This is a genomic window from Rubrivivax gelatinosus (genome assembly GCF_004340905.1).
GTDB lineage: Bacteria > Pseudomonadota > Gammaproteobacteria > Burkholderiales > Burkholderiaceae_C > Rubrivivax > Rubrivivax gelatinosus.
The window spans coordinates 89770-112230 of sequence record NZ_SLXD01000004.1; the positions used below are offsets into that span (position 1 = coordinate 89770).

General features: G+C 66.9%; 21 protein-coding genes, 1 tRNA gene and 1 pseudogene. 16 read left to right on the forward strand and 7 right to left on the reverse strand.

Annotated elements, in window-relative coordinates:
• Nucleotides 1–99: 99 nt before the first annotated feature.
• Entirely contained in the window at nt 100–1815 is a 1716-nt protein-coding gene (locus EV684_RS07690) for an acyl-CoA synthetase (protein ID WP_132645845.1), read from the forward strand.
• On the opposite strand, the gene EV684_RS07695 is transcribed toward EV684_RS07690, so the two are convergent.
• Complete coding sequence (locus EV684_RS07695; RefSeq protein WP_132645847.1) at nt 1812–2420, reverse strand: hypothetical protein; 609 nt, start codon at nt 2418–2420, stop codon at nt 1812–1814. The genes EV684_RS07690 and EV684_RS07695 overlap by 4 nt on opposite strands.
• Nucleotides 2421–2481: 61 nt before the next feature.
• On the opposite strand from EV684_RS07695, the gene EV684_RS07700 reads away from it, so the two are divergent.
• Nucleotides 2482–3543: an aldo/keto reductase gene (locus EV684_RS07700; protein WP_132645849.1), complete on the forward strand. Its 1062-nt coding sequence runs from the start codon at nt 2482–2484 to the stop codon at nt 3541–3543.
• Between the two features lie 4 nt (nt 3544–3547).
• Entirely contained in the window at nt 3548–4042 is a 495-nt protein-coding gene (gene ybaK, locus EV684_RS07705) for a Cys-tRNA(Pro) deacylase (RefSeq protein ID WP_132645851.1), read from the forward strand.
• On the opposite strand, the gene EV684_RS07710 is transcribed toward ybaK, so the two are convergent.
• Complete coding sequence (locus tag EV684_RS07710; protein ID WP_132645853.1) at nt 4043–4594, reverse strand: excisionase family DNA-binding protein; 552 nt, start codon at nt 4592–4594, stop codon at nt 4043–4045. It lies immediately after the preceding gene.
• Nucleotides 4595–4857: 263 nt separating this feature from the next.
• Between EV684_RS07710 and plsY the strand changes: the two genes are divergently transcribed.
• From plsY to EV684_RS07725, 3 genes are all read left to right on the forward strand, one after another.
• Nucleotides 4858–5568: a glycerol-3-phosphate 1-O-acyltransferase PlsY gene (plsY, locus tag EV684_RS07715; protein ID WP_132645855.1), complete on the forward strand. Its 711-nt coding sequence runs from the start codon at nt 4858–4860 to the stop codon at nt 5566–5568.
• Nucleotides 5565–5909 carry a RidA family protein gene (locus tag EV684_RS07720; protein ID WP_132645857.1) on the forward strand — a complete coding sequence of 115 codons (345 nt, stop codon included), beginning with the start codon at nt 5565–5567 and terminating at the stop codon, nt 5907–5909. Before plsY ends, EV684_RS07720 begins: the two co-directional genes overlap by 4 nt.
• An 87-nt stretch (nt 5910–5996) precedes the next feature.
• Nucleotides 5997–7205, forward strand: a complete 1209-nt coding sequence (locus EV684_RS07725; protein ID WP_132645859.1) for a hypothetical protein — start codon at nt 5997–5999, stop codon at nt 7203–7205.
• Between the two features lies 1 nt (nt 7206).
• On the opposite strand, the gene EV684_RS07730 is transcribed toward EV684_RS07725, so the two are convergent.
• From EV684_RS07730 to EV684_RS07740, 3 genes are read right to left on the reverse strand one after another with little or no spacing between them, the layout of a single operon-like run.
• Nucleotides 7207–7830, reverse strand: a complete 624-nt coding sequence (locus tag EV684_RS07730; protein ID WP_132645861.1) for an L-threonylcarbamoyladenylate synthase — start codon at nt 7828–7830, stop codon at nt 7207–7209.
• A 13-nt stretch (nt 7831–7843) separates the two neighbouring features.
• Entirely contained in the window at nt 7844–9370 is a 1527-nt protein-coding gene (locus EV684_RS07735; RefSeq protein WP_132645863.1) for a fumarate hydratase, read from the reverse strand.
• Nucleotides 9371–9389: 19 nt separating this feature from the next.
• On the reverse strand, nt 9390–9992 hold the full coding sequence (locus tag EV684_RS07740) for a YqhA family protein (RefSeq protein WP_132645865.1): 603 nt from the start codon (nt 9990–9992) through the stop codon (nt 9390–9392).
• A 177-nt stretch (nt 9993–10169) separates the two neighbouring features.
• On the opposite strand from EV684_RS07740, the gene acs reads away from it, so the two are divergent.
• Nucleotides 10170–12152 carry an acetate--CoA ligase gene (acs, locus tag EV684_RS07745; protein WP_132645867.1) on the forward strand — a complete coding sequence of 661 codons (1983 nt, stop codon included), beginning with the start codon at nt 10170–10172 and terminating at the stop codon, nt 12150–12152.
• A 185-nt stretch (nt 12153–12337) separates the two neighbouring features.
• Here the strand turns inward: acs and EV684_RS07750 are convergent, their stop codons facing one another.
• A complete protein-coding gene (locus EV684_RS07750; protein ID WP_132645869.1) occupies nt 12338–12628 on the reverse strand; it encodes a c-type cytochrome in 291 nt (96 codons plus the stop codon).
• Nucleotides 12629–12709: 81 nt separating this feature from the next.
• Between EV684_RS07750 and EV684_RS07755 the strand changes: the two genes are divergently transcribed.
• From EV684_RS07755 to EV684_RS07770, 4 genes are all read left to right on the forward strand, one after another.
• On the forward strand, nt 12710–13024 hold the full coding sequence (locus EV684_RS07755; RefSeq protein WP_132645871.1) for a TIGR04438 family Trp-rich protein: 315 nt from the start codon (nt 12710–12712) through the stop codon (nt 13022–13024).
• Nucleotides 13025–13192: 168 nt separating this feature from the next.
• The gene (gene lgt, locus EV684_RS07760; protein ID WP_132645873.1) at nt 13193–13999 is read left to right on the forward strand and encodes a prolipoprotein diacylglyceryl transferase; all 807 of its coding nucleotides are present in this window, start codon (nt 13193–13195) and stop codon (nt 13997–13999) included.
• Entirely contained in the window at nt 13996–14700 is a 705-nt protein-coding gene (gene dnaQ / locus EV684_RS07765) for a DNA polymerase III subunit epsilon (RefSeq protein ID WP_132645875.1), read from the forward strand. Before lgt ends, dnaQ begins: the two co-directional genes overlap by 4 nt.
• Nucleotides 14701–14749: 49 nt before the next feature.
• A tRNA-Val gene (locus EV684_RS07770) sits at nt 14750–14824 on the forward strand.
• Between the two features lie 124 nt (nt 14825–14948).
• Here EV684_RS07770 and EV684_RS07775 read toward each other — a convergent pair.
• A pseudogene (locus tag EV684_RS07775) lies at nt 14949–16368 on the reverse strand (IS3 family transposase).
• 125 nt (nt 16369–16493) lie between these two features.
• Here EV684_RS07775 and dndB point away from each other — a divergent pair.
• Genes dndB through EV684_RS07800 form a run of 5 tightly spaced genes read left to right on the forward strand, consistent with a single transcriptional unit; the run spans nt 16494 to nt 22456 of the window.
• The gene (gene dndB / locus EV684_RS07780; protein ID WP_132645877.1) at nt 16494–17591 is read left to right on the forward strand and encodes a DNA sulfur modification protein DndB; all 1098 of its coding nucleotides are present in this window, start codon (nt 16494–16496) and stop codon (nt 17589–17591) included.
• A 25-nt stretch (nt 17592–17616) separates the two neighbouring features.
• Nucleotides 17617–19107 carry a DNA phosphorothioation system sulfurtransferase DndC gene (gene dndC / locus EV684_RS07785; RefSeq protein ID WP_132645879.1) on the forward strand — a complete coding sequence of 497 codons (1491 nt, stop codon included), beginning with the start codon at nt 17617–17619 and terminating at the stop codon, nt 19105–19107.
• A complete protein-coding gene (dndD, locus tag EV684_RS07790) occupies nt 19097–21118 on the forward strand; it encodes a DNA sulfur modification protein DndD (RefSeq protein WP_165908424.1) in 2022 nt (673 codons plus the stop codon). The genes dndC and dndD overlap by 11 nt, the downstream gene beginning before the upstream one ends.
• A complete protein-coding gene (gene dndE, locus EV684_RS07795) occupies nt 21108–21488 on the forward strand; it encodes a DNA sulfur modification protein DndE (protein ID WP_132645883.1) in 381 nt (126 codons plus the stop codon). Before dndD ends, dndE begins: the two co-directional genes overlap by 11 nt.
• On the forward strand, nt 21485–22456 hold the full coding sequence (locus tag EV684_RS07800; RefSeq protein WP_132645885.1) for a phosphorothioated DNA-binding restriction endonuclease: 972 nt from the start codon (nt 21485–21487) through the stop codon (nt 22454–22456). Before dndE ends, EV684_RS07800 begins: the two co-directional genes overlap by 4 nt.
• The last annotated feature ends 5 nt before the right edge of the window (nt 22457–22461 follow it).

Here is a 22461-nt window from a genome sequence, read left to right on the forward strand (position 1 = left end):
GCCTGCTCTCGTGGCATTTCGGCGCCCTGGCGTCGAACTTGAAGGTTCTCGGTGTTGGACCGGGTTCGCGCCCGGGGGATGCGCTCCTAAGCTGGGGCGATGCACCACACCGTCCCGATGGATTCCATCGATTCCTACGATTTGCTGCACCGTGCCTGGCGCTGGCAGGTGCCCGAGGAACTCAACCTCGCCGAACTCTGCTGCACACGCTGGGCCGCCAGCGGCCGCAACGCGCTGCGCTGGGAAGACGAAGCTGGCGCCTCGGGCATGCTGGCTTACGCCGAACTCGAGACCCAGGCGCGCGCCTTCGCGGCCGGCTTGGCCGCACGCGGCGTTGGCCGCGGCGACCGCGTCGCCATCGTGCTCGCCCAGCGCCCCGAGACCGCCGTCGCGCAGATGGGCGTGGCGATGCTGGGCGCGGTGGCGATGCCGTTGTCGGTGCTGTTCGGCCCCGATGCGCTGGTCTGGCGCCTGGCCGACAGCGGCGCGCGTGTGGCGGTGGCCGACGAGGCGACGCTGGCCCACCTGCTGCGCCTGCGCGACGAGTGCCCGGCGCTGGAGCTGATCGTCGGTGTCGGCCCGGCCGAAGGTGATGCCGACTGCGGCTGGCGCGCGCTGCTGGCCGGCGGCGCGGCCGGCTTCGAGCCCGCACGCACGCGCGCCGACGACGCCGCGGTGCTGATCTACACCAGCGGCACCACCGGCCCGCCCAAGGGCGCGCTGATCCCGCACCGGGCCCTGCTGGGCAACCTGCCGGGTTTCGTCTGCAGCCAGAACGGCTTCCAGGGCGAGGCGGTGTTCTGGAGTCCGGCCGACTGGGCCTGGACCGGCGGGCTGATGGACGCGCTGCTGCCGACGCTGTATTTCGGCCGCGAGATCGTCGCCTTCCGCGGGCGTTTCCAGCCCGAGCGTGCCTTCGAGCTGATGCAGCGCCACGGCGTCACGCACACCTTCCTGTTCCCGACGGCGCTGAAGGCGATGATGAAGGCGGTGCCGGCGCCACGCGAGCGCTACGTGCTGAAGCTCGACGCCGTGATGAGCGCCGGCGAAGCCGTCGGCGACGCCGTCTTCGCCTGGTGCCGCGACGCACTGGGCGTGCCGGTCAACGAGATGTTCGGCCAGACGGAGATGAACTACATCGTCGGCAACTGCGCGCGCGGCGTCGACGAGGCCGGCCGCGCCGTGCCCGGCTGGCCGGCGCGCCCCGGCAGCATGGGCCGCGCCTACCCGGGCCACCGCGTCGCCGTCATCGACGACGAAGGCCGCGAGTGTCCGCCCGGCGTGCCCGGCGACGTCGCGCTGCACCGGCTGGACCGCCACGGCGACCCGGACCCGATCTTCTTCCTCGGCTACTGGCGCAACGACGCCGCGACACGCGCCAAGTACACCGGCGACCCGGCCTCGAGCTGGTGCCGCACCGGCGACACCGCGGTGATGGATGCCGACGGCTACCTCTGGTACCAGGGCCGCAGCGACGACGTCTTCAAGGCCGCCGGCTACCGCATCGGCCCGAGCGAGATCGAGAACTGCCTGGTCAAGCACCCCGCGGTGGCCAACGCCGCGGTGGTGCCCAAACCCGACGCCGAACGTGGTGCGCTGGTCAAGGCCTACGTCGTGCTGGCGCCCGGCGTGCACGGCGACGAGGCGCTGGTCGGCGAACTGCAGCAGCACGTGCGCGAGCGCCTCGCGCCCTACGAGTACCCGAAGGAGATCGAGTTCATCGACACGCTGCCGATGACGACCACCGGCAAGGTGCAGCGCCGCGTGCTGCGGCTGCGGGAGGAGGAGCGCGCGCGGCAGCTCGGCGGCGTCTAGCAGCGCCCGGCCAGCTTGGGTGCCATGCGGGATGCCTGGTTGAACGGGTCGAGCACGGTGGCCTGCGAGTCCTTGACGATGATGCATTCGAAGCCGCGGCGGTAACGCCGGCTGCCGTCGGGCAGCAGCTCTTCGGTCCAGTCCTTCTCCAGCGTCTTCGCGATGCGCGCCTCCAGGCTCAGGTGCTGGGTGTTGGCGCGCGGGTCGTCCAGCGCCGGCGGACGTTCGACGCGCGCCGCGGGGCCGCGCGGCAGCGTCAGCTGAAGCGGCGCGGGTTCGGCCGGCCGGGGCGTCGGCGCCACGGCTTCGGCCGCGGGCAGGGCGGTCGCGGCGGGCGCCTGCAGCGTCGGCGCGGGCCGGGCCGCCGGCCGTGCCTTGGGTGACGGCGCGGCGTCGCGCGGCGGCGTCGCTGCGGGCTCGAGCAGCAGGCGCAGCCAGGTGACCGATGTGCCCGCCGGGGCCACCAGCCGCTCCGCGGGCGGGGCCAGCTTCAGCAGGCCGGCGACCAGCAGCCCGTGGGCGGCGAGCGCCAGCGCCAGACCGCGGCGGCGCCGGCTGCGCGCGGGCGCGGCGAAGAGGGGGTGCACGGCGGTGGCGTCGGCCATGGGCGCAGATCGTAGGGCCCCGCGCCCGGTGCCCGCGACTGGCCTTTGGCACACTTGCGTCATGGACAGTACGACTCTCGGCCTCGGCGGCCCGCGCGTCTCGCGCATCTGCCTGGGCACCATGACCTTCGGCGAACAGGTGGGCGAAGCCGACGCCCACGCCATCCTCGACCGTGCCGTCGAGCTCGGCATCGACTTCCTCGACGCTGCCGAGATGTACCCGGTGCCCGCGCGCGCCGAGACCCAGGGCGCGACCGAGGCCATCATCGGCCGCTGGCTGGCCGCGCGCCCCGGGCTGCGCGATCGCCTGGTGATCGCGAGCAAGGTCGCCGGGCCGTCGCGCAACATGCCGTGGATCCGCGGCGGCGCGCCCGACCTGACGCCGGCGGACATCGTCGCCGCCTGCGACGCCAGCCTGGCGCGGCTGCAGACCGACGTCATCGACCTCTACCAGATCCACTGGCCGAATCGCAACGCGCCGATGTTCGGCGGCCTGTACTTCGACCCCACGAAGGACCGCGAGCAGACCGGCATCCGCGAGCAGCTCGAAGCGCTCGCCGGCCTGGTGAAGGCGGGCAAGGTGCGCCATGTCGGCCTGTCCAACGAGTCGCCCTGGGGCCTGCTGGAGTTCGTGCGCCTGGCCGAGCAGCACGGCCTGCCGCGCGTCGTCAGCGTGCAGAACCCGTACGCGCTGGTCAACCGCAGCGTCGACAACGGCCTGGACGAGGCGATGTACCGCAGCGGCGTCGGCCTGCTGGCGTATTCGCCGCTGGGTTTCGGCGCGCTGACCGGCAAGTACGACCGCTCGGGCTTCGAGGATGCGCCCGCGGCCACCGGCCGCCTGGCGCAGTTCGCCAGCATGCGCCTGCAGCGCTGGGCGCGTGACGAGGCGCTGGTGGCGGCGCGCGAATACAACGCGCTGGCCCGTCGCCACGGCCTGACGCCCACGCAGCTCGCGCTGGCCTTCTGCTACCGCAACTGGCGTGTCGCCAGCACCATCATCGGCGTGACCAGCATCGCCCAGCTCGAGGAGGACGTCGCCGCCTGGTCGGTCGAGCTGTCGCCCGAGCTGCTGGCCGGGATCGACGCGATCCGCTGGCGCCACCGCGACCCCGCCCAGTGAGCCCATGGCCAGGAAGAACGCCCACGTCAGCGAGACCCCGGCGACGCAGTTCCTGCGCCGCGCCGGCATCGAGTTCAGCGAACACGTCTACGACTACGTCGACCACGGCGGCACCGCCGAGTCCTCGCGCCAGCTCGGCGTGGCCGAGCACGAAGTCGTCAAGACGCTGGTGATGCAGGACGAACACGCCCAGCCGCTGATCGTGCTGATGCATGGCGACCGCCAGGTCAGCACGAAGAACCTGGCGCGCGAGATCGGCGCCAAGTCGGTCGAGCCCTGCAAGCCCGAGGTCGCGCAGCGCCACAGCGGCTACCTCGTCGGCGGCACCTCGCCGTTCGGCACGAAGAAGGCGATGCCGGTCTACGTCGAGGCCAGCGTGCTGGAGTTGCCGCGCATCCTGATCAACGGCGGCCGGCGCGGTTTTCTCGTCGGCATCGACCCGCGTGTGCTGCCAGGCGCCGTGGGCGCCCGGCCGGTGCACTGCGCGCTCGCCGGCTGATCAGCCGGCCATCGCCGCCGCCAGCGCCTCGGGCGTCAGCGGCTTGATGAGCAGCGGGATGCCTTCGGGCAGCGGCCCGAACCGTTCCAGCGACGCGCCGGTGTGGCTGGTCGCCAGCACGATGCGCATCTTCTGCGTCGCGGGGTTCTCGCGCAGCTTGCGGATCATCTGCAGGCCGTCGAGCCCGGGCAGGTCGATGTCGGTGATCAGCCAGTCCGGCACGTCACGGCCGGCGTCCAGCAGCGCGGTGAAACCGTCTGAGAAGACCCGCAGCCGCGCTTCGGGGCGCAGGTCGGAGAGCTGCGACTCGATGAGAGCCGCGGTCACCGGATCGTCTTCGACCAGCATGATGGACTCGATGCCATCGGCGGCCTCGATGCGCGCGCGCCGTTCGGCGACCATGCGCTCGACGGCGTCCGCGTCGAGGCGGCGGTGACCGCCCATCGTCTTCCAGGCCGGAAGATGTCCGGCGTCGACCCATTTCTGGATCGTCTGCGGCGAAACACCCAGGCGCTCCGCCGCCTGGGCCGTCGTGATCGTTTTTCGTTGCATTCAGGCGCTGCCGGGTTGTCGTCGAAAGGGGCTCCCTGGGCGGATCCGCCCACTCCGACGTCTCCATCCGGGGCGGCAGTCCCCGGCGCGACGTCATATCTGCGCGAGCCGACACAATCATCTCACGAATGAGCGTTGTGGCCGCAGGGACGCAGGTGTTCGGACCCTCGCCATCACTGTAGCCGCCCTGAGGGCCAGATGCTGTCACCCGTGCATCGCGGGCGGCCTCGGGACCCTCGACGGCCCCCTTACACTTGCGCCCCATGTTCTCGCTTCCTGCGGCGGCCGCGATCCTGGCCGCCTACCTGCTCGGTTCGCTTTCGTTCGCCGTCCTGGTCAGCCGCACGATGGGGCTGGCCGACCCCCGCAGTTACGGGTCCGGCAACCCCGGCGCCACGAACGTGCTGCGTTCAGGCAACAAGAAGGCGGCGCTGATGACGCTGCTCTTCGACGCGCTGAAGGGTTTCGTGCCGGTGCTGGCGGTGCTGCTGTTCGGCGCACGCTGGGGCCTGGACCCGGCCGTCGCGGCCTTCGTCGGCCTGGCGGCCTTCGTCGGCCATCTGTGGCCGGTGTTCTTCCGCTTCCAGGGGGGCAAGGGCGTGGCCACTGCGGCCGGCGCGCTGCTCGGGCTGAACCCGGTGCTGGGTGGCTCGGTGCTGGTGATCTGGCTGCTGGTCGCGTTCGCGACGCGCTACTCGTCGCTGGCCTCGATCGCCGCGGCGTTCAGCGCGCCGCTGGTGCAGGCGCTGGTCTGGGGTGTCGATGCCTCGCTGCTGGCGATCGTCGGCATGAGCCTGCTGCTGGTCTGGCGCCACGAAGGCAACATCCGCAAGCTGCTCGCCGGCACCGAGTCGAAGATCGGCCAGAAGGCCACCGCGCCGGCCGCGCACGCCAAGGCTTCGGCGCATCCGCCGCGCCACCTCCATCCCCACGCTCCCAAGACCGGCCATGGCCGGAAAGGACACCGCAAATGATCCAGCGCTTCGACGTCGGCACGCGCCTGTCGGAAATGGCCGTGCACAACGGCGTGTGTTACCTCGCCGGCCAGGTGGCCGCCGACGACACGCAGGACATCGCCGGCCAGACGCGCCAGGTGCTGGCCGCGATCGACGCACTGCTGGCGCGGGCCGGCAGCGACAAGTCGCGCCTGCTGATGGTGCAGATCTTCATCGCCGACCTGGCCGAGTTCCCGGCGATGAACGAGGTCTGGGAAGCCTGGCTGCCGGCCGGTGCCGCGCCCCCGCGCGCCACCGTGCAGGCGGCGCTCGCGCGCCCGGGCTGGAAGGTCGAGATGGTGGTCACGGCCGCGCTCTGAGCACTATGGCCGGGTGCTCACATCTGCTTGCAGATCGCTGAAATCGCACCCGCTTAATCCGCTCGGAGGAGGGCCGTAGATCGGGGCATGAGCCCCGTCAACACTCCTCTTCGTCTCGTCAGCCTCGCTTGCCTGCTCGCGCTCACCGCCTGTGGCGGCGGCTCCGACGGCGACGAAACGGCCACCGCCGAGCAGGCTACGGCCGCCACCGTTTCCGACGCCGAACTGGCGCAAGCATCGGCGCTGCTGGACACCAGCTCCGACGCCACCGGCTGGACCGATGCCGAAGGCACTTCCGAGGCCGATTCGGCGGACGAAGAGGCCACGCTGACGGCCAGCGCCGTCGCGACCGCCTCGCGCACGAGCAAACGCGGCAGCTCGACGACCACCACGACGACGACCACCACCACCGTGGCCGACTCCGCGCGCATCGCCGCTGCCGCGGCCACGGCGCAGAGCAGCAGCAACGCCTGCTCGAAGGTCCGTCCGTTCTACTGGGAGATCGGCGACTCCGCCGGCAAGAAGACCAGCGGCTCGGTGGCCAGCGGCAGCACCGCGGCGGTGAAGTCCTCGGCCCCGATCACCATCGCCTCGGCCTCCAAGTGGCTCTATGGCGCCTACGTCGCGCAGGCCCGCTCGGGCACGCTGAGCGCCACCGACCGCAAGTACCTGGCGATGACCGCCGGCTACGTCTCGCTCAAGAGCTGCAGCGGCCTCGCCAGCGTCGACGCCTGCCTGGCCTCGGGCAGCAACGGTGTCTACTCGTCGGGCTACGAGGGCGTCTTCAAGTACGACGGCGGCCACATGGAGAAGCACGCCAGCCTCAACGGGCTGGGCAAGCTGACGACCAAGGCGCTGGCCACCGAAGTGCGCGCCAAGCTCGGCACCGACGTTTCGCTGATGTACTCGCAACCGCTGATGGCTGGCGGTGCGGTGATCTCGACCGATGCCTACGCGCTGTTCCTGCGCAAGGTCCTCGGCGGCAAGCTGCAGATGAAGTCGCTGCTGGGGACCGGGTCGGTCTGCACGAATCCCAGCACCTGCATCACCGCCGCCTACGCGCCGCTGCCCTTGAGCGAGAGCTGGCACTACTCGGTGGGCCACTGGGTCGAGGATGACCCCAAGGTCGGCGACGGCGCGTTCAGCAGCCCGGGGGCCTTCGGCTTCTACCCGTGGATCGACGCCACCAAGACCAGCTACGGCATCGTCGCACGCGTGTCGGCCAACGGCGCGCTGGGTTCGGTGAACTGCGGCCGGCTGATCCGCTCGGCCTGGGCCACCGGCGTCGCGAAGTAGTTCAGAGGCCGAGGCGGGAGAGCTCGCCGCGGCCCTGGCGCACCAGCACCGGGTCCTCGGCGGTCATGTCCAGCACCGTCGTCGGCTCCATCGGGCAGGCGCCGGCGTCGATGATCGCCGGCAGCAGCTTGCCCAGCCGGTCCTGGATCTCGTCGACGTCGTTCAGCGGCTCGTCGTCGCCCGGCAGGATCAGCGTCGTCGCCAGCAGCGGTTCGCCGTAGGCGGCCAGCAGGTCCTGCGTGACCTGGTGGTCGGGCACACGCAGGCCGATCGTGCGCCGCGAGGGGTGCGAGACGCGCCGCGGCACTTCCTTCGTGGCGTCGAGGATGAAGGTGTAGGGCCCCGGCGTGCCGAGCTTGAGCAGCCGGTACTGGCGGTTGTCGACACGCGCGTAGTTGGCGAGTTCCGACAGGTCGCGGCACAGCAGCGTCAGCAGGTGCTTGTCGTCGATGCCGCGCAACCGGCGCAGCTGCTCGGCGGCGGCCTTGTCGTCGAGCCGGCAGACCAGCGCGTAGCTCGAGTCGGTCGGCACCGCGAGCACGTCGCCGCCGCGCAGCAGCTCGGCGGCCTGCTTCAGCAGCCGCGGCTGCGGGTTGTCGGGGTGGACCTCGAAACGCAGCGTCACCGCTTCTCCTGCATTACGCGACGACGACCGGGATCTTGCCGATCTTCGCCTGCCACTCCTGCGGCCCGGTCTGGTGGGCGCTGGTGCCGCCGGCGTCCACCGCCACCGTCACCGGCATGTCGACGACGTCGAACTCGTAGATCGCTTCCATGCCCAGGTCGGCGAAGCCGACGACCTTGGCCGCCTTGATCGCCTTGGAGACGAGGTAGGCGGCGCCGCCGACGGCCATCAGGTAGGCGCTCTGGTTGTCCTTGATCGCCTGGATCGCGACCGGGCCGCGTTCGGCCTTGCCGACCATCGCGATCAGGCCGGTCTTCTCCAGCATCATGCGCGTGAACTTGTCCATGCGCGTGGCCGTCGTCGGGCCGGCCGGGCCGACGACCTCGTCGCGCACCGGGTCGACCGGGCCGACGTAGTAGATGACGCGGTTGCTGAAGTCCACCGGCAGCGGCTCGCCGCGTTCGAGCATGTCCTGGATGCGCTTGTGCGCCGCGTCGCGGCCGGTGAGCATCCTGCCGTTGAGCAGCAGCGTCTGCCCCGGCTTCCAGCTCGCCACTTGCGCCGGCGTCAGCGTGTTCAGGTCGACACGCTCGCTCTTGTTGTAGTCGGGTGCCCAGTGCACGTCGGGCCACAGGTCCAGGCTCGGCGGCTCGAGGAAGGCCGGACCCGAGCCGTCGAGCACGAAGTGCGCGTGGCGCGTCGCGGCGCAGTTCGGGATCATCGCGATCGGCTTGCTCGCGGCGTGCGTCGGCCAGGTCTTGATCTTCACGTCGAGCACCGTGGTCAGCCCGCCCAGGCCCTGCGCGCCGATGCCCAGCGCGTTGACCTTCTCGTAGAGCTCGATGCGCAGTTCTTCCAGCTTGTTCGCCGGGCCGCGCTGCAGCAGCTCGTGCATGTCGATGTCGTCCATCAGCGACTCCTTGGCGAGCAGCGCGGCCTTCTCCGCGGTGCCGCCGACGCCGATGCCCAGCATGCCCGGCGGGCACCAGCCGGCGCCCATCGTCGGCACGGTCTTGAGCACCCAGTCGACGATCGAGTCGCTGGGGTTGAGCATGTAGACCTTGCTCTTGTTCTCGCTGCCGCCGCCCTTGGCGGCCACCGTCACGTCGACCTTGTCGCCGGGCACGACGTCCATGAAGACGACGGCCGGCGTGTTGTCGCGCGTGTTCCTGCGCTCGAAGATCGGGTCGGCCAGCACCGAGGCGCGCAGCTTGTTGTCCGGGTGGTTGTAGCCGCGGCGCACGCCTTCGTCGACGGCGTCCTGGATCGAGCCGGTGAAGCCTTCCCACTTCACGTCCATGCCGATCTTCAGGAACACGTTGACGATGCCGGTGTCCTGGCAGATCGGGCGCTTGCCTTCGGCGCACAGGCGCGAGTTGGTGAGGATCTGGGCGATCGCGTCCTTGGCCGCCGGGCTCTGCTCGCGCTCGTAGGCGCGGGCGAGGTGGGCGATGAAGTCGGCCGGGTGGTAGTAGCTGATGTACTGCAGCGCGGCGGCGACCGACTCGATCAGGTCGGCCTGGCGGATCGTCGTGGTCATGGGCGGGTAGTCCGGTGGGTCAGTCGTTGGCGTGCTGGGCGTGCACCATCACGCGGTCGGCCAGCGCGATCGCCAGCGCCGAGAACAGGAAGGCGATGTGGATCACCGTCTGCCAGATCAGCACCTTCTCGCTGTAGTTGGCGGCGTTGATGAAGGTCTTCAGCAGGTGGATCGAGCTGATGCCGATGATCGCCGTGGCGAGCTTGACCTTCAGCACCGAGGCATTGACGTGGCTCAGCCACTCGGGCTGGTCGGGGTGGCCTTCGAGGCCCAGGCGCGAGACGAAGGTCTCGTAGCCGCCGACGATGACCATGATCAGCAGGTTGCTGATCATCACGACGTCGATCAGCGCCAGCACGACCAGCATGATGATCGTCTCGTTGAGCCCGGTGACGGCGGCCTCGCTCTGGTAGCCGACGTTCTTCACCAGCAGTTCGAGCGCGTGCTGGTCGCCGAAGGCCGCCTCGATGAGGTGGACCAGTTCGACCCAGAAGTTGAAGACGTAGACCGCCTGCGCCAGGATCAGCCCCAGGTACAGCGGTAGCTGCAGCCAGCGGCTGGCGAAGATCAGCGCAGACAGCGGCCCCAGCTTGGGGGCCGCGCCGGAGAGTTCTGGCTTCATGGAGGAGGGGAAGGGCGCGAATGCGCGATGGCGTAAATTGTAGTTCGCGCCTTGAGCCCGGACAGATCCGGGCCACGGCGCCGGACGGGAGAGTAAGCGGTTCGTAAGAGCCCTTGCCTACCTTCCGAGCCATCGGTCGACACCGAACCGAGCCATCAAATCTAGGAGACTGACATCATGTCGAGCGCCGACGCTCCCACCGAGTACTCCCTCTACCCGCCGCCGGCCGACGCCGTCGCCCGCGCCCACGTGTCGGGCCAGGCCGCCTACGACGCGCTGTGCGCCGAGGCCGAGGCCGACTACGAGGGCTACTGGGCGCGTCTGGCACGCGAGCTGATCAGCTGGAAGACGCCGTTCACGCAGGCGCTCGACGAGTCGAACGCGCCGTTCTTCAAGTGGTTCGCCGACGGCACGCTCAACGCCTCGTACAACTGCCTGGACCGCAACATCGAGCGCGGCCTGGGCGACAAGACGGCGATCATCTTCGAGGCCGACGGCGGCGAGGTGCGCCGCGTCAGCTACAAGGAGCTGCTGGCCATCGTCAGCAAGATGGCCAACGGCCTGAAGTCGCTGGGCGTCGGCAAGGGCGACCGCGTCATCATCTACCTGTCGATGGGCATCGAGGGCGTGGCCGCGATGCAGGCCTGCGCGCGCATCGGCGCGACGCACTCGGTGGTCTTCGGCGGCTTCTCGGCGCAATCGCTGCGCGACCGCATCGAGGACACCGGCGCGGTGGCCGTGATCACCGCCGACCAGCAGCAGCGCGGCGGCAAGGCGCTGCCGCTGAAGACCATCGTCGACGAGGCGATCGCGCTCGGCGGCTGCGGCAGCGTCAAGCACGTGCTGGTGCACAAGCGCACCGGCGCCGACATCCCGTTCGACGCCTCGCGCGACCTGTGGCTGGCCGACCTCGTGGCCGGCCAGAGCGAGGTCTGCGAGCCCGAGTGGGTCGAGGCCGAACACCCGCTGTTCCTGCTCTACACCAGCGGCTCCACCGGCAAGCCCAAGGGCGTGCAGCACAGCACCGGTGGCTACCTGCTGCACGCGGCGCTGACCACCAAGTGGACCTTCGACCTGAAGGACGACGACGTCTTCTGGTGCACTGCCGACATCGGCTGGGTCACCGGCCACACCTACATCACCTATGGCCCGCTGGCACTCGGCGGCACCGAGATCGTGTTCGAAGGCGTGCCGACCTTCCCCGATGCCGGCCGCTTCTGGAAGATGATCCAGGACCACAAGGTCAGCATCTTCTACACCGCGCCGACGGCGATCCGTTCGCTGATCAAGGCCGCCGAGGCGACCGAATCGGTGCACCCGAAGAACTACGACCTGTCGTCGCTGCGCATCCTGGGATCGGTCGGCGAGCCGATCAACCCGGCGGCCTGGGAGTGGTACCACAAACACGTCGGCGGCGGCCGCTGCCCGATCGTCGACACCTTCTGGCAGACCGAGACCGGCGGCCACATGATCACGCCGCTGCCGGGTGTGACGACGCTGGTGCCGGGCTCGTGCACGCTGCCCTTCCCGGGCATCCAGGCCGCCGTCGTCGACGAGACCGGCAAGGACGTGCCCTGGGGGCAGGGCGGCATCCTCGTCGTCAAGAAGCCGTGGCCGAGCATGATCCGCACGATCTGGGGCGACCCGGAGCGCTTCAAGAAGAGCTACTACCCGGCCGACTTCCACGGCAAGTACTACCTGGCGGGCGACGGCGCGATCCGTGACCCGAAGACCGGCTACTTCACGATCACCGGCCGCATCGACGACGTGCTCAACGTCTCGGGGCACCGCATGGGCACGATGGAGATCGAGTCGGCGCTGGTCAGCCACACCGAGCTGGTGGCCGAAGCCGCGGTCGTCGGCCGCCCGGACGACACCACCGGCGAGGCGATCTGCGCCTTCGTCGTGTTGAAGCGCCCGCGCCCGACGGGCGACGAAGCCAAGAAGCTGGCGGCCGAGCTGCGCAACTGGGTGGCCAAGGAGATCGGCCCGATCGCCAAGCCCAAGGACATCCGCTTCGGCGAGAACCTGCCCAAGACGCGCTCCGGCAAGATCATGCGCCGCCTGCTGCGCTCGATCGCGCGCGGCGAGGCGATCACGCAGGACACCTCCACCTTGGAGAATCCGGCGATCCTGGATCAGTTGTCGCAGACGAACTGATCCAGGCCGCGCGAGAGCGCGGGCGGCGCGACAGCGCCATGCGGGATTCGGGGAGCACTCATGCCGCGCAGCGGCGTGACGTGCTCACCAAGATCCCGCGATCCTGGATCCGTTGTCGCAGACGAACTGATCCTCCGGCCGGCGTGTGGACAGGGGCTCCTCGGAGCCCCTTTTTCATGGCCGCTTCAGCGCAGCGACAACACCCAGGCCACCAGCCGCTGTGCCTCGTCGGGCGTGACCTTGGGGTTGGCCGGCATCGGCACCGGCCCCCAGACGTTGGCGCTGCCCTGGCGGATGGCCTGCGCCAGGCGCGGTGCCGCGTCCTTCTGGCCGGCGTAGCGCGTGGCGATGACCCTGAACGGCGGGCCCACGCGCTTGGCGCTGACATCGTGGCAGCCCATGCACAGCCGCTGGCGCGCCAGGTCGGCATCGGCGCGCGCCGCGCTCGACGCGCACAGCACAAGTGCGCAAAGCATCATGGCGGCGGCTCTCATCGGGGGCCGGGCTTGGGCTACAGTCATCGTTGTCATGGTAGCGGGGTCGCCGGAGAGCGAAGGATGTGGTTCCTGATCATCGGGCTGTTGCTGCTGGGCCTGTACCTGGCCGGCGTGGAGCCCGTGTCGGCCTGGCACTGGGTGTGGATCGCGCTGCCGTTCGGCGCCGCGGTCGCCTGGTGGACGCTTGCCGATGCCTCCGGGCTGACGCGCAAGCGGGCCGAGGAGAAGATCGAGGAACGCAAGCGTGCCCGGCGCCAGCGCGACATCGACGCGCTGGGCCTGAACCCGCACCAGCAAAAGCGTGTGCACGAACTGCGCCGCGGCGACGCCCCCGCCGCCGCGAAGGAGCCACGTCGACGCGACCCGAGTCTCTGAGGGGCGAACGCACGTCACGCCAGTGACGTCCCGCCGAAGGCGGGAGCCGGCGCGAAAGCACCGGCTCCCGGCCTTTGTTTCCCGCCCCGTGCAGGGCTGCCCGGGCTCGATCGCCGACGGCGGCACAATCGCCGCTCCCCGACTCGACGCCAGGAAAGGCCGCCCCCGATGCTCGTGCATCCGCAATTCGACCCGGTCGCGATCGCGCTCGGACCGGTCCAGATCCACTGGTACGGGCTGACCTACCTCGTCGCCTTCGGGCTGTTCCTGCTGCTGGCGCGGCTGCGTGCGGCGCAGCCTCAGTTCGTGCAGGCCGGCTGGACGAAGCAGGACGTCGAGGACCTGCTGTTCTACGGCGTCGTCGGCGTCATCGTCGGCGGCCGCCTGGGCTACGCGCTGTTCTACAAGCCGGGTGACTACCTCGCCAACCCGCTGGAGATCCTGCAGGTCTGGAAGGGCGGCATGTCCTTTCACGGCGGTCTGCTGGGCGTGATCGGTGCGATGGCGCTGTTCGCTCACCGCAAGGGCCGGTCTTTCCTGCAGGTGACCGACCTCGTGGCGCCCTGCGTGCCGACCGGGCTGGCCTCGGGGCGCATCGGCAACTTCATCAACGGCGAGCTCTGGGGCCGTGCCGCCGACCCGTCGCTGCCCTGGGCGATGGTGTTCCCGCAGAGCGGCAGCCTGACGCCGCGCCACCCGTCGCAGCTCTACCAGTTCGCGCTCGAAGGGCTGCTGCTGTTCGTCGTGCTGTGGCTGTACGCGCGCCATCCGCGGCCCACCGGGCGTGTCTCGGGCGCCTTCCTGATCGGCTACGGCAGCCTGCGGTTCATCGCCGAGTACTTCCGCGAGCCCGACAGCTTCCTGGGCCTGCTGGCGCTGAACATGAGCATGGGCCAGTGGCTGTGCGTGCCGATGGTGCTGGCCGGCATCGGGCTGTGGGTCTGGTCGGGCCGGGCGGTAGGATCGGCGCGATGAGACAGATCTTCCTCGACACCGAAACCACCGGCCTGTCGGCCCTCGACGGCGACCGTCTGGTCGAAGTCGGCTGCATCGAGATGCTGAACCGGCGCCTGTCGGGCCGCACGCTGCACCACTACCTGAACCCACAGCGTTCGAGCAATCCGGAGGCGGTCAAGGTGCACGGCCTGACCGACGAGTTCCTCGCCGACAAACCGCTGTTCGCCGCCGTCGCCGACGAGTTCATCGAGTTCGTGCGCGACGCCGAGCTGATCATCCACAACGCCGCGTTCGACGTCGGCTTCCTCGACGCCGAACTCACCCGTCTGGGCAAGCCGCGGCTGGCCGAACTCGGCTGCACGATCACCGACAGCCTGCTGATGGCGCGCGAGCAGTTCCCCGGCAAGGCGAACTCGCTGGACGCGCTGTGCAAGCGGCTGGAGGTGGACAACAGCAACCGCGCGCTGCACGGCGCGCTGCTCGACGCGGGGCTGCTGGCCGAGGTCTACATCCGCATGACGCGGGGCCAGGACTCGCTGGTCATCGACGACGTGCAAGAGGGCGGTTCGGCGCTCGAAGTGGCGGCCATCGACCTGTCGCAGTTCACGCTGCCGGTGCTCGCCGCAAGCGAGCAGGAGACGGCCGCGCACGAGGCTGTGCTGGCCGAACTCGACAAAGCGAGCAAGGGGCACACCATCTGGCGCCAAGTCATGGCATAATGCGAGGCTCACCGGCGCTGATCGCTTTTCAACAGTGGTCAGGCCAGCCGGGCGGTTAGCTCAGCGGTAGAGCACTGCCTTCACACGGCAGGGGTCGCAGGTTCGAACCCTGCACCGCCCACCAAGAACATCAGCTGTATCAACGACTTGCGCCACCTTCGGGTGGCGTTTTCGTTTGGGGTGTCCAAAAAGTGTCCAAAAGCGGGGGCGCGGACCGGAGGGAGGTGCGGCAAGAAAACTTGGACTGGTTACACCCCGATCCCCAGCGCCTTGCGGTGCTCCGGAGGGCTGCGTGAGCCGAGCGACATCTTGATTCGCGCCTCGTTGTACCAGCGCACATAGGCGTCGAGCTCTGCAATGAACTCGTCGATGGTCGTGGCCAGCCAGTCCCTGGCGTAGAACAGCTCGTTCTTCAGTCGGCCGAAGAGGCCCTCGCAGGCAGCGTTGTCTGGTGAGCAGGCCTTGCGCGACATCGAGCGCACGAGACGCGCCTCAGCAATCCGAGTAAGCCAGCCTGGCCAGCGGTAGTGACCTCCGCGATCGGAGTGCACCACGGGTCGGTCATCACCAGCAACGACGGTGTTGATCGCCGCGTCGAGCATCGTGTTGACGAGCTCTGCATCGGGCCGAGTGCCGATGGACCAACTGACCGCCAGCCCGTCGAAGCAGTCGATCATTGGGGAGAGGTAGATCTTGCCGGTCGGGATCTGGGACTCCGTGATGTCGGTGAGCCACTTCCTGTTGGGCGCACTGGCGGTGAAGTCCCGATTGAGGAGGTTGTCCGGTGCTGGACTGATCTCGCCCATGTACGAGCCGTAGCGCCTTCGCTTGCGCAAGGCCGGCACCAGGCTCTCTTCCCTTATCAAGCGCCGGACGACCTTCTCGGGGATGGTCACCGACTGCCTTGCGAGCGTCGCGTGCATCCGGCGAGAGCCGTAGCAGTGGTAGTTGCTCTGGAAAAATGTGGGCCATGACGGTCCGAATGGCGGCGTACTTGTCGCCGAGTTCAAGCCGCCCTCGGTGGTAGAAGTAGGAGCTGCGCGGTAGCTTGACCTCCGCCAGAAGGTCTGCGAGGGCGTGTATTGACCGCAGGGCATCAACCAGCTGGGTCTTCTCCCGGTTCGTCAGGAGCCGCTCATCGATGCTCAGCTCTTTTTTGGCAGTTCGTTCGCCTTCTTCAGGATGTCCTGCTCGAGCTTCAGACGCTTGACGTCTCGTTGGAGGTGCTCGACCTCGCGTTCGAGATCATCGCGCTCGGGGCTTGGCGGCCGGTCCTGCTGGGGCTTCATCGATGCCAACGCCTCGTTGTTGAGCAGCTGATTCCTCCAGTTGTACAGCGAAGGTCTGGACACACCCAGCTCCTGAGTCACCTCCTGGGCACTTCCTTGCCGCAGGCACAACGCCATGACCGCGGACTGCTTCGCCTGCGATGACAGTGCCTCGTGAGCTCGACCCACCTGAAGACGCAGTTGCGGATGCGCGTCCCGGATCCAGCTTGCCAACAACGACCTGGACGGGTGGCCCAGCGCCTTGATCGTGACGGCAAGGCAGCGAGGCCTTGAGCGCGTTCTTCGTCGGATAGCCAAGCTGCCGGATGGTCAGCCCGGCGCGCTTGCCCAGCTTGATGCGGAGCTGAACAGCTCGCAGTCGATCGTCGTATGAGTACATGAACTACCCGTCAAGGGAGTCCAAGAAATCGTCCGCACCTCCGCACCTCCGGGTGGTCAAAATTCGGTCTGTGCCAACACCCTGGAAGTCAAAACACACTTCCAGGAGGTTAAACTGGAAGCATCATGGAAGATCAAAGCTACTTCCACACCTTCCCGGCGGCGCAGGGCACCCAGGCGGGGCGCCCATTCTTCATCGCCATGTGCCCACTTAGGGTTATCCCGAAGCTCTTCGTCTTTGACGAGGAGGAGGTGCCTGCCGAACTCCGTGCACAGCGAACGCTGAACCGTGCCCGAGTGCCGGAGATCGCCCACTACTTGTTGAGCCGTCGCGATGCCTATGTGATGTCGGCTCTAACGGCTTCCGTCGACGCGGCAGTGAAGTTCCTGCCGTTCGAGCCTGAGAAGCAGTCATCACTGGGATACCTTCAGATCCCAATGGAAGCACGGATCCTGATCAACGATGGCCAGCACCGCCGTGCGGCCATCGAGGAGGCCATCAAGGAGAACCCGGGGCTTGGGTCGGACAACGTACCTGTCCTGTTCTTCGTCGACGAAGGCCTTGTGCGAAGCCAGCAGATGTTCGCGGACCTGAACCGCTATGCGGTCCGGCCCAGCGACTCGTTGTCCACTCTCTACGACCGTCGTGACCAAAGTTCTGAACTCGCGCGGTATCTGGCTGCCGAATGCACGACGTTCAAGACACTCACAGAGTTCGAGAAGTCGACTATCTCGAACCGCTCGACGAAGCTCTTCACGCTGAGCAGCATCAAGCGCGCCAGTCGCGCCTTACTCAGAAAGGGCCCGAAGGAAGAAGTCACGCCCCAGGAGAGGCTCATCGCCAAAGAGTACTGGGAGGCCGTTGCTGAGCAGATTCCCGACTGGGTCAACGCGAGGCAACGCAAAGTCTCCACAGCTGATCTACGACAGGACTTCATCCACGCCCACGGTGTGACGCTTCAGGCTCTTGGTATGGCAGGCGCCGAACTCCTCGCGACCCATCCCAAGAACTGGAGATCCAAGATCAAGGCGCTGCGAAAGGTCGACTGGTCTCGCACCAACTCACCCGCGTGGGAGGGGCGCGCCATCGTGAACGGTCGAATCAGCAAGTCCACTTCCAGTGTGCACCTAGCGTCCAACTACATCAAACAGGCCATGGGACTGACGTTGTCGCCCGGTGACCGCGAGATCGAGTCACGCCGCAGCGGCCGCTCCTCCAACTGAACGGCCAAGAAGATCAAAGTTATTCATGGACCACCTTCCAGCTTCGCGCGAAGACATTTTGCGTATCTACCAGGGTGATGCGCGGCCCTGGGTCATCGGCTACAGCGGCGGTAAGGATTCGACTGCCGTCACAAGGCTCGTGTTCGAGGCGTTAGCGGCACTCCCGCCCGAACGTCGAACGAAACCCGTATTCGTCGTGTCGTCGGATACGTTGGTCGAGACACCCCTCGTCGTCGACCTCATCCGCCAGACGCTCGATCAGATGCGGCACGCAGCCCGCGATCAAGGGCTTCCCATCGAAGTCGCTGAACCCGTGACCCCCAAGGTGTCGGAGACTTTCTGGGTCAACTTGATCGGCAAGGGCTACCCGGCCCCTACGCGACAGTTCCGGTGGTGCACGGAGCGAATGAAGATCGATCCAGTCAGCGAGTTCATCACCGACAAGGTTGCCCAGTATGGGGAAGTGGTCGTCGTGCTGGGTTCGCGCATGCAGGAGAGCGCATCGCGCGCGCAGGTCATGAAGCGCCATCGGATCGATGGCTCACGGCTTGCGAGACACGCGGGCCTCGTAAACGCCTATGTGTTCACGCCGATCGACGAGTGGTCGGCCGATGACGTTTGGGAGTACCTCTTCTCGGGACCCGCGCCTTGGGGAGCAGATCACCAAGCCCTCTTCGACCTCTACAAGGGTTCGAACGCTGGCGAGTGCCCGTTGGTCATCGACACGTCCACGCCATCCTGTGGCAACTCCCGCTTCGGCTGCTGGACGTGTACCGTGGTTCAGAAGGACCGCGCTATGGATGGCCTCATCGAGAGTGGTCACACCTGGATGGTTCCGTTGCGTGACTTCCGCAACCTGCTCTTCTCAACCACAGACCCTCAGCGAAAGGGCGAGTTTCGCAACGCGCGGCGGCGTGACGGATCGGTAACCGTCCACCTCAAGGCAGACAAGGCTGGCGGTGAGGTCGAGGAGAAACACGTGCTTGGCCCATACCGGCTCGAGTTTCGGAAGCAGCTTTTGCGTCAGCTGTTGGAGAACCAAAAGCTGGTGAACGAACATAACCCGGGCTCTCCGTACGAACTGATCACCAAGCCCGAGCTGGAGCAGATTCGCATCGAGTGGCGCCTGGACCCGAACGAGCCCGACTGGGAAGACAGCGTTCCGCGGATCTATCGCGAAGTGTTTGGAAGTGATCTGGCCTGGGATCTGAACGATGATTTCATCTTCACCGGCGTAGAGGCCGCGCTGCTCGATCGGCTGTGCGCAGATCATCAGCTCCCGAAAGAGCTCTTCATGAAGCTGCTTGAGCTCGAGATGTCGTTCGAGGGATACGCTCGGCGCTCTAACCTTCAACGCGACCTACGCGCGCTGCTAACCCGCGACTGGTCGAGCGAGAAAGCGGCCATCGCCGCTGCAGGTGATAGGAAGCGATCGCAAAGCTACTTCGAGTTGAAAGAGCAGCAGCTGCAGAAGCGCTACGCCGACTATGGAAAGGTGCTCGGCGATGCTGCTTGAGACGCTCACGCTCAACGACGTCGGCACTTTCCGCGGCCGACACGCGTTCGATCTCGCACCGGCCCACAAGGGCGGGAGAACGCGTCCCGTCGTCCTGTTCGGCGGACTCAACGGCGCAGGCAAGACAACGATTCTGAACAGCATTCGTTTGGCACTGTACGGTCGTCAGTCACTGGATGCATTGGTCACCAACAAGGGTTACGAAGAGTCCCTGCGCGGACTCATCCACGTTCCCCTCAATCAGCTAGTGCGCTCCAGCCAGGCCAGCGTGGAGATTGTCTTCACCTACGCACGACTAGGAGAGCGGGCCCGCTACCGAGTCGAGCGCAGTTGGGAGGACACGCGTACCGGCATCACCGAATGGCTGCACGTCTACAAGGATGGGGCGAACGCACCGTTGCTTGATGGCGAAGCCGCTCAGGGATTCCTCGCCCAACTCATCCCGCCGGGAATCTCGCAGTTCTTCTTCTTCGATGGCGAGCGGATTGCAGACCTCGCCAACGACAGCTCTGATGAGGTTCTCGCTGACGCCATCCGTCGGCTGCTTGGGCTGGACATCGCTGATCGACTGGACAGTGACTTGTCTGTGTACCTTCGCGGACAACGAGCTGAAGGCATGGACTCGGGGAGCCGCCAAGAACTCCGAAGACTAGAGAACGAATACAAGGAACTGGCCGCGCAGATACAGGCCGACGAACGTGAACTGACCGATGGCCTAATGCCAGAGATCGATGCCGCACGCATGGAGGTCGAGAAGGCTCAAGCACTGCTCGTGGACCAAGGAGGCGCGTGGGCCGTCGATCGGCAGGCGCTTGAGCGTGAGCTCGATGAACTGAGTGAGGTTAGACGCGCCGAGGAGGCGCTTGTGCGCGATGTGCTTGCTGGCGCAGCCGTCTTCGCTTTGGCCCCGGGCCTCGTCGACAAGGTCGTCAAAACAGCTCAACAGGAGCGGGAAGAAGGCGATCGGATCGCCGTCGCAGACTTTGTTCGCTCTCAGGCCACTACGCTGAAGGAGCAACTCAAGGCACTCGCCGGTAGTCGAACTGCACAAAGGGAGCTCCTTGCGTGCGTCGACACGTGGGTCGCCGGATTCGCCGGTCCGTCCAAGAAATCTGTGCGCAAGATCGTTCACGGCCTGGCGCGCACCGATACCGAGGCACTCACGCTGTTGCTGAGCGCGCAGGCCCTCTCCGGGGTCGAGGAACTCTCCCGCCGCGTCGCCAGTATCAGGCAGGTTCAGTCGAGAGAGGAGGACATCCTGGATCGGCTGGCGCACGCTCCATCGGAGGAATCAATCCAGCGTGCCTTCGACCACTATCAGTCGGCGACGGCCAAGCATGCTGCGCTGGATCTGAAACGCAAGCAGCATATCGCCAATCTGCGCTCGCGCATCTGGATGGCCATTACGTTGAACCGAAAGATGCGAAGAGTCGAGGAGCAGGTCCACGACGCAGGCTCGGCCGGCAAGGCCGAGCAGCTGGCTGAGAACGTCAGGCACATGATCGGTGTTTTCAAGGAAGAGGCTGCGCGCGAGAAGTGCCTCCTACTCGAACAGCATCTGACGAAGGCCTTCGCTCGCCTGTCTCGTAAGGAAGATGTGATCAGCGGCGCCAAGATCGACCCGACCACATTCAGGGTCACGCTGTTCAACCGCTCGGGCGTCGCAACGCCCAAGGATCGGTTGTCGGCGGGCGAGAAGCAGATCTTTGCGATCGCGATGCTGGAGGCGCTCGGGAAGACCTCAGGCCGAAACCTACCCGTCATCATCGATTCGCCGCTGGGCCGGCTGGACAGCGCCCATCGCGCCAATCTGCTTGAGGCCTACTTCCCGCAGGCCAGCCACCAAGTCATCGTCCTCTCGACGGACACGGAGGTGGACCAGCGCTTCTACCAGGGACTGCGCCCGCATATCTCGCACGCGTACCACTTGGTATTCGATGAAGTAGAGGGCTGCACCCAGGTCTCCCCTGGCTACTTCTGGCGCACGCAGGAGCTCGCCCATGCTGCCTAAGCGCCTGCGCATCTCGAAGTCTGCAACCGATACGCTCAAGCTGCTGAAGGCCCGCACCGGCCTCACGCCGAACATTGTCTGCCGCATGGCCCTCATCATGTCGCTTGAACTTGGCAGACGCGGCGGCGAGTCCCATCCCGAGCTGATTGGGAGCGAGTTCAATGCGACGACCTTCTTCGGCGAGTTCGCTCTCGCTTTCGAGGCGCTCCTGACTCAGGTCCATGGCAAGCTAGATGCCAAGGTGTGCGCGATGGTTATCGCAAGCCATGTAGACAACGGGCTGGAGATTCTCCGGAAGTCGAGAACACTGCTTGAGCTCATCGAGCACAGCGCGCCGAAGTCCTCGCAGGACGTCGGTGTCCGTGCATGACCAGCCGCGAATCCAGCAGCACCTCAACTTCGGGCGACGAGGTTGCCGCTGCGTTCTTATCTGATCTCGATCGGATGGGAATCTACGTATCGCCGAGCGGCCATCGCGCCGTTCATAAGCCTCTGCTGGTCCTTCTAATGCTCGCCCGAGTTCAAAGCATGCACTCGGCGCGCGCGACCTTCAATGACATCGAAGAACCTCTGGAGCGACTCATTGCCGAGTTCGGGCGCACGTCCGAGCACAAGCCGCGGGCGCACTACCCCTTCTGGTACTTGAAATCTGACGGCTTCTGGACCGTGGATTCATCGGATGAACTCGTTCGACGCCAGGGCAAGCCTGAACCCAAGGTCAGCTCGCTCCGTGAGCTAAGCGTCACTGCGGGGTTTGCCGAACCGATCGCCTCACGTCTCCTCGCCAGCCAGGGGTTAGTACGCGAGGCTGCGACCCGCGTGCTCAAGAACGCCTTCCCCGAGACACGGTACGTCGATGTACTCGATGCCGTTGGACTCCAGCTCGCCATCGAGGTCCTGTCCACGCGACGTGACGCAGCATTTCGTCGCGAGATCCTGCGCGCGTATAACGCGAGATGCGCGGTCTGCGGATACGCAGGTCGCTTGGGCGTGCAGCCGGTAGGCATCGAAGCCGCCCATATCAAATGGGTCCAGTTCGGAGGTCTAAATGAGATCACCAACGGCATCGCCATGTGTTCCCTTCATCACAAACTGTTCGATGTCGGCGCGTTCACCGTGCGTTCGAAAGACCTGCGACTTCTGGTCAGTCCACAGTTCGATGGCATCGACGGATCGTCGGCCGCGCTGATCAAAATGGCCGCCGCGGATGCTACTCTCGCTGCGCCACTGCGTGATCAGGAGCACCCCAATGCGCGGTTCCTCGAGTGGCATGCCGCCGAGGTCTTCATCTCCGGTTCGAGAAGCGCAAGCACGTCTCGTACATCCTCACATCGCTGACAAGT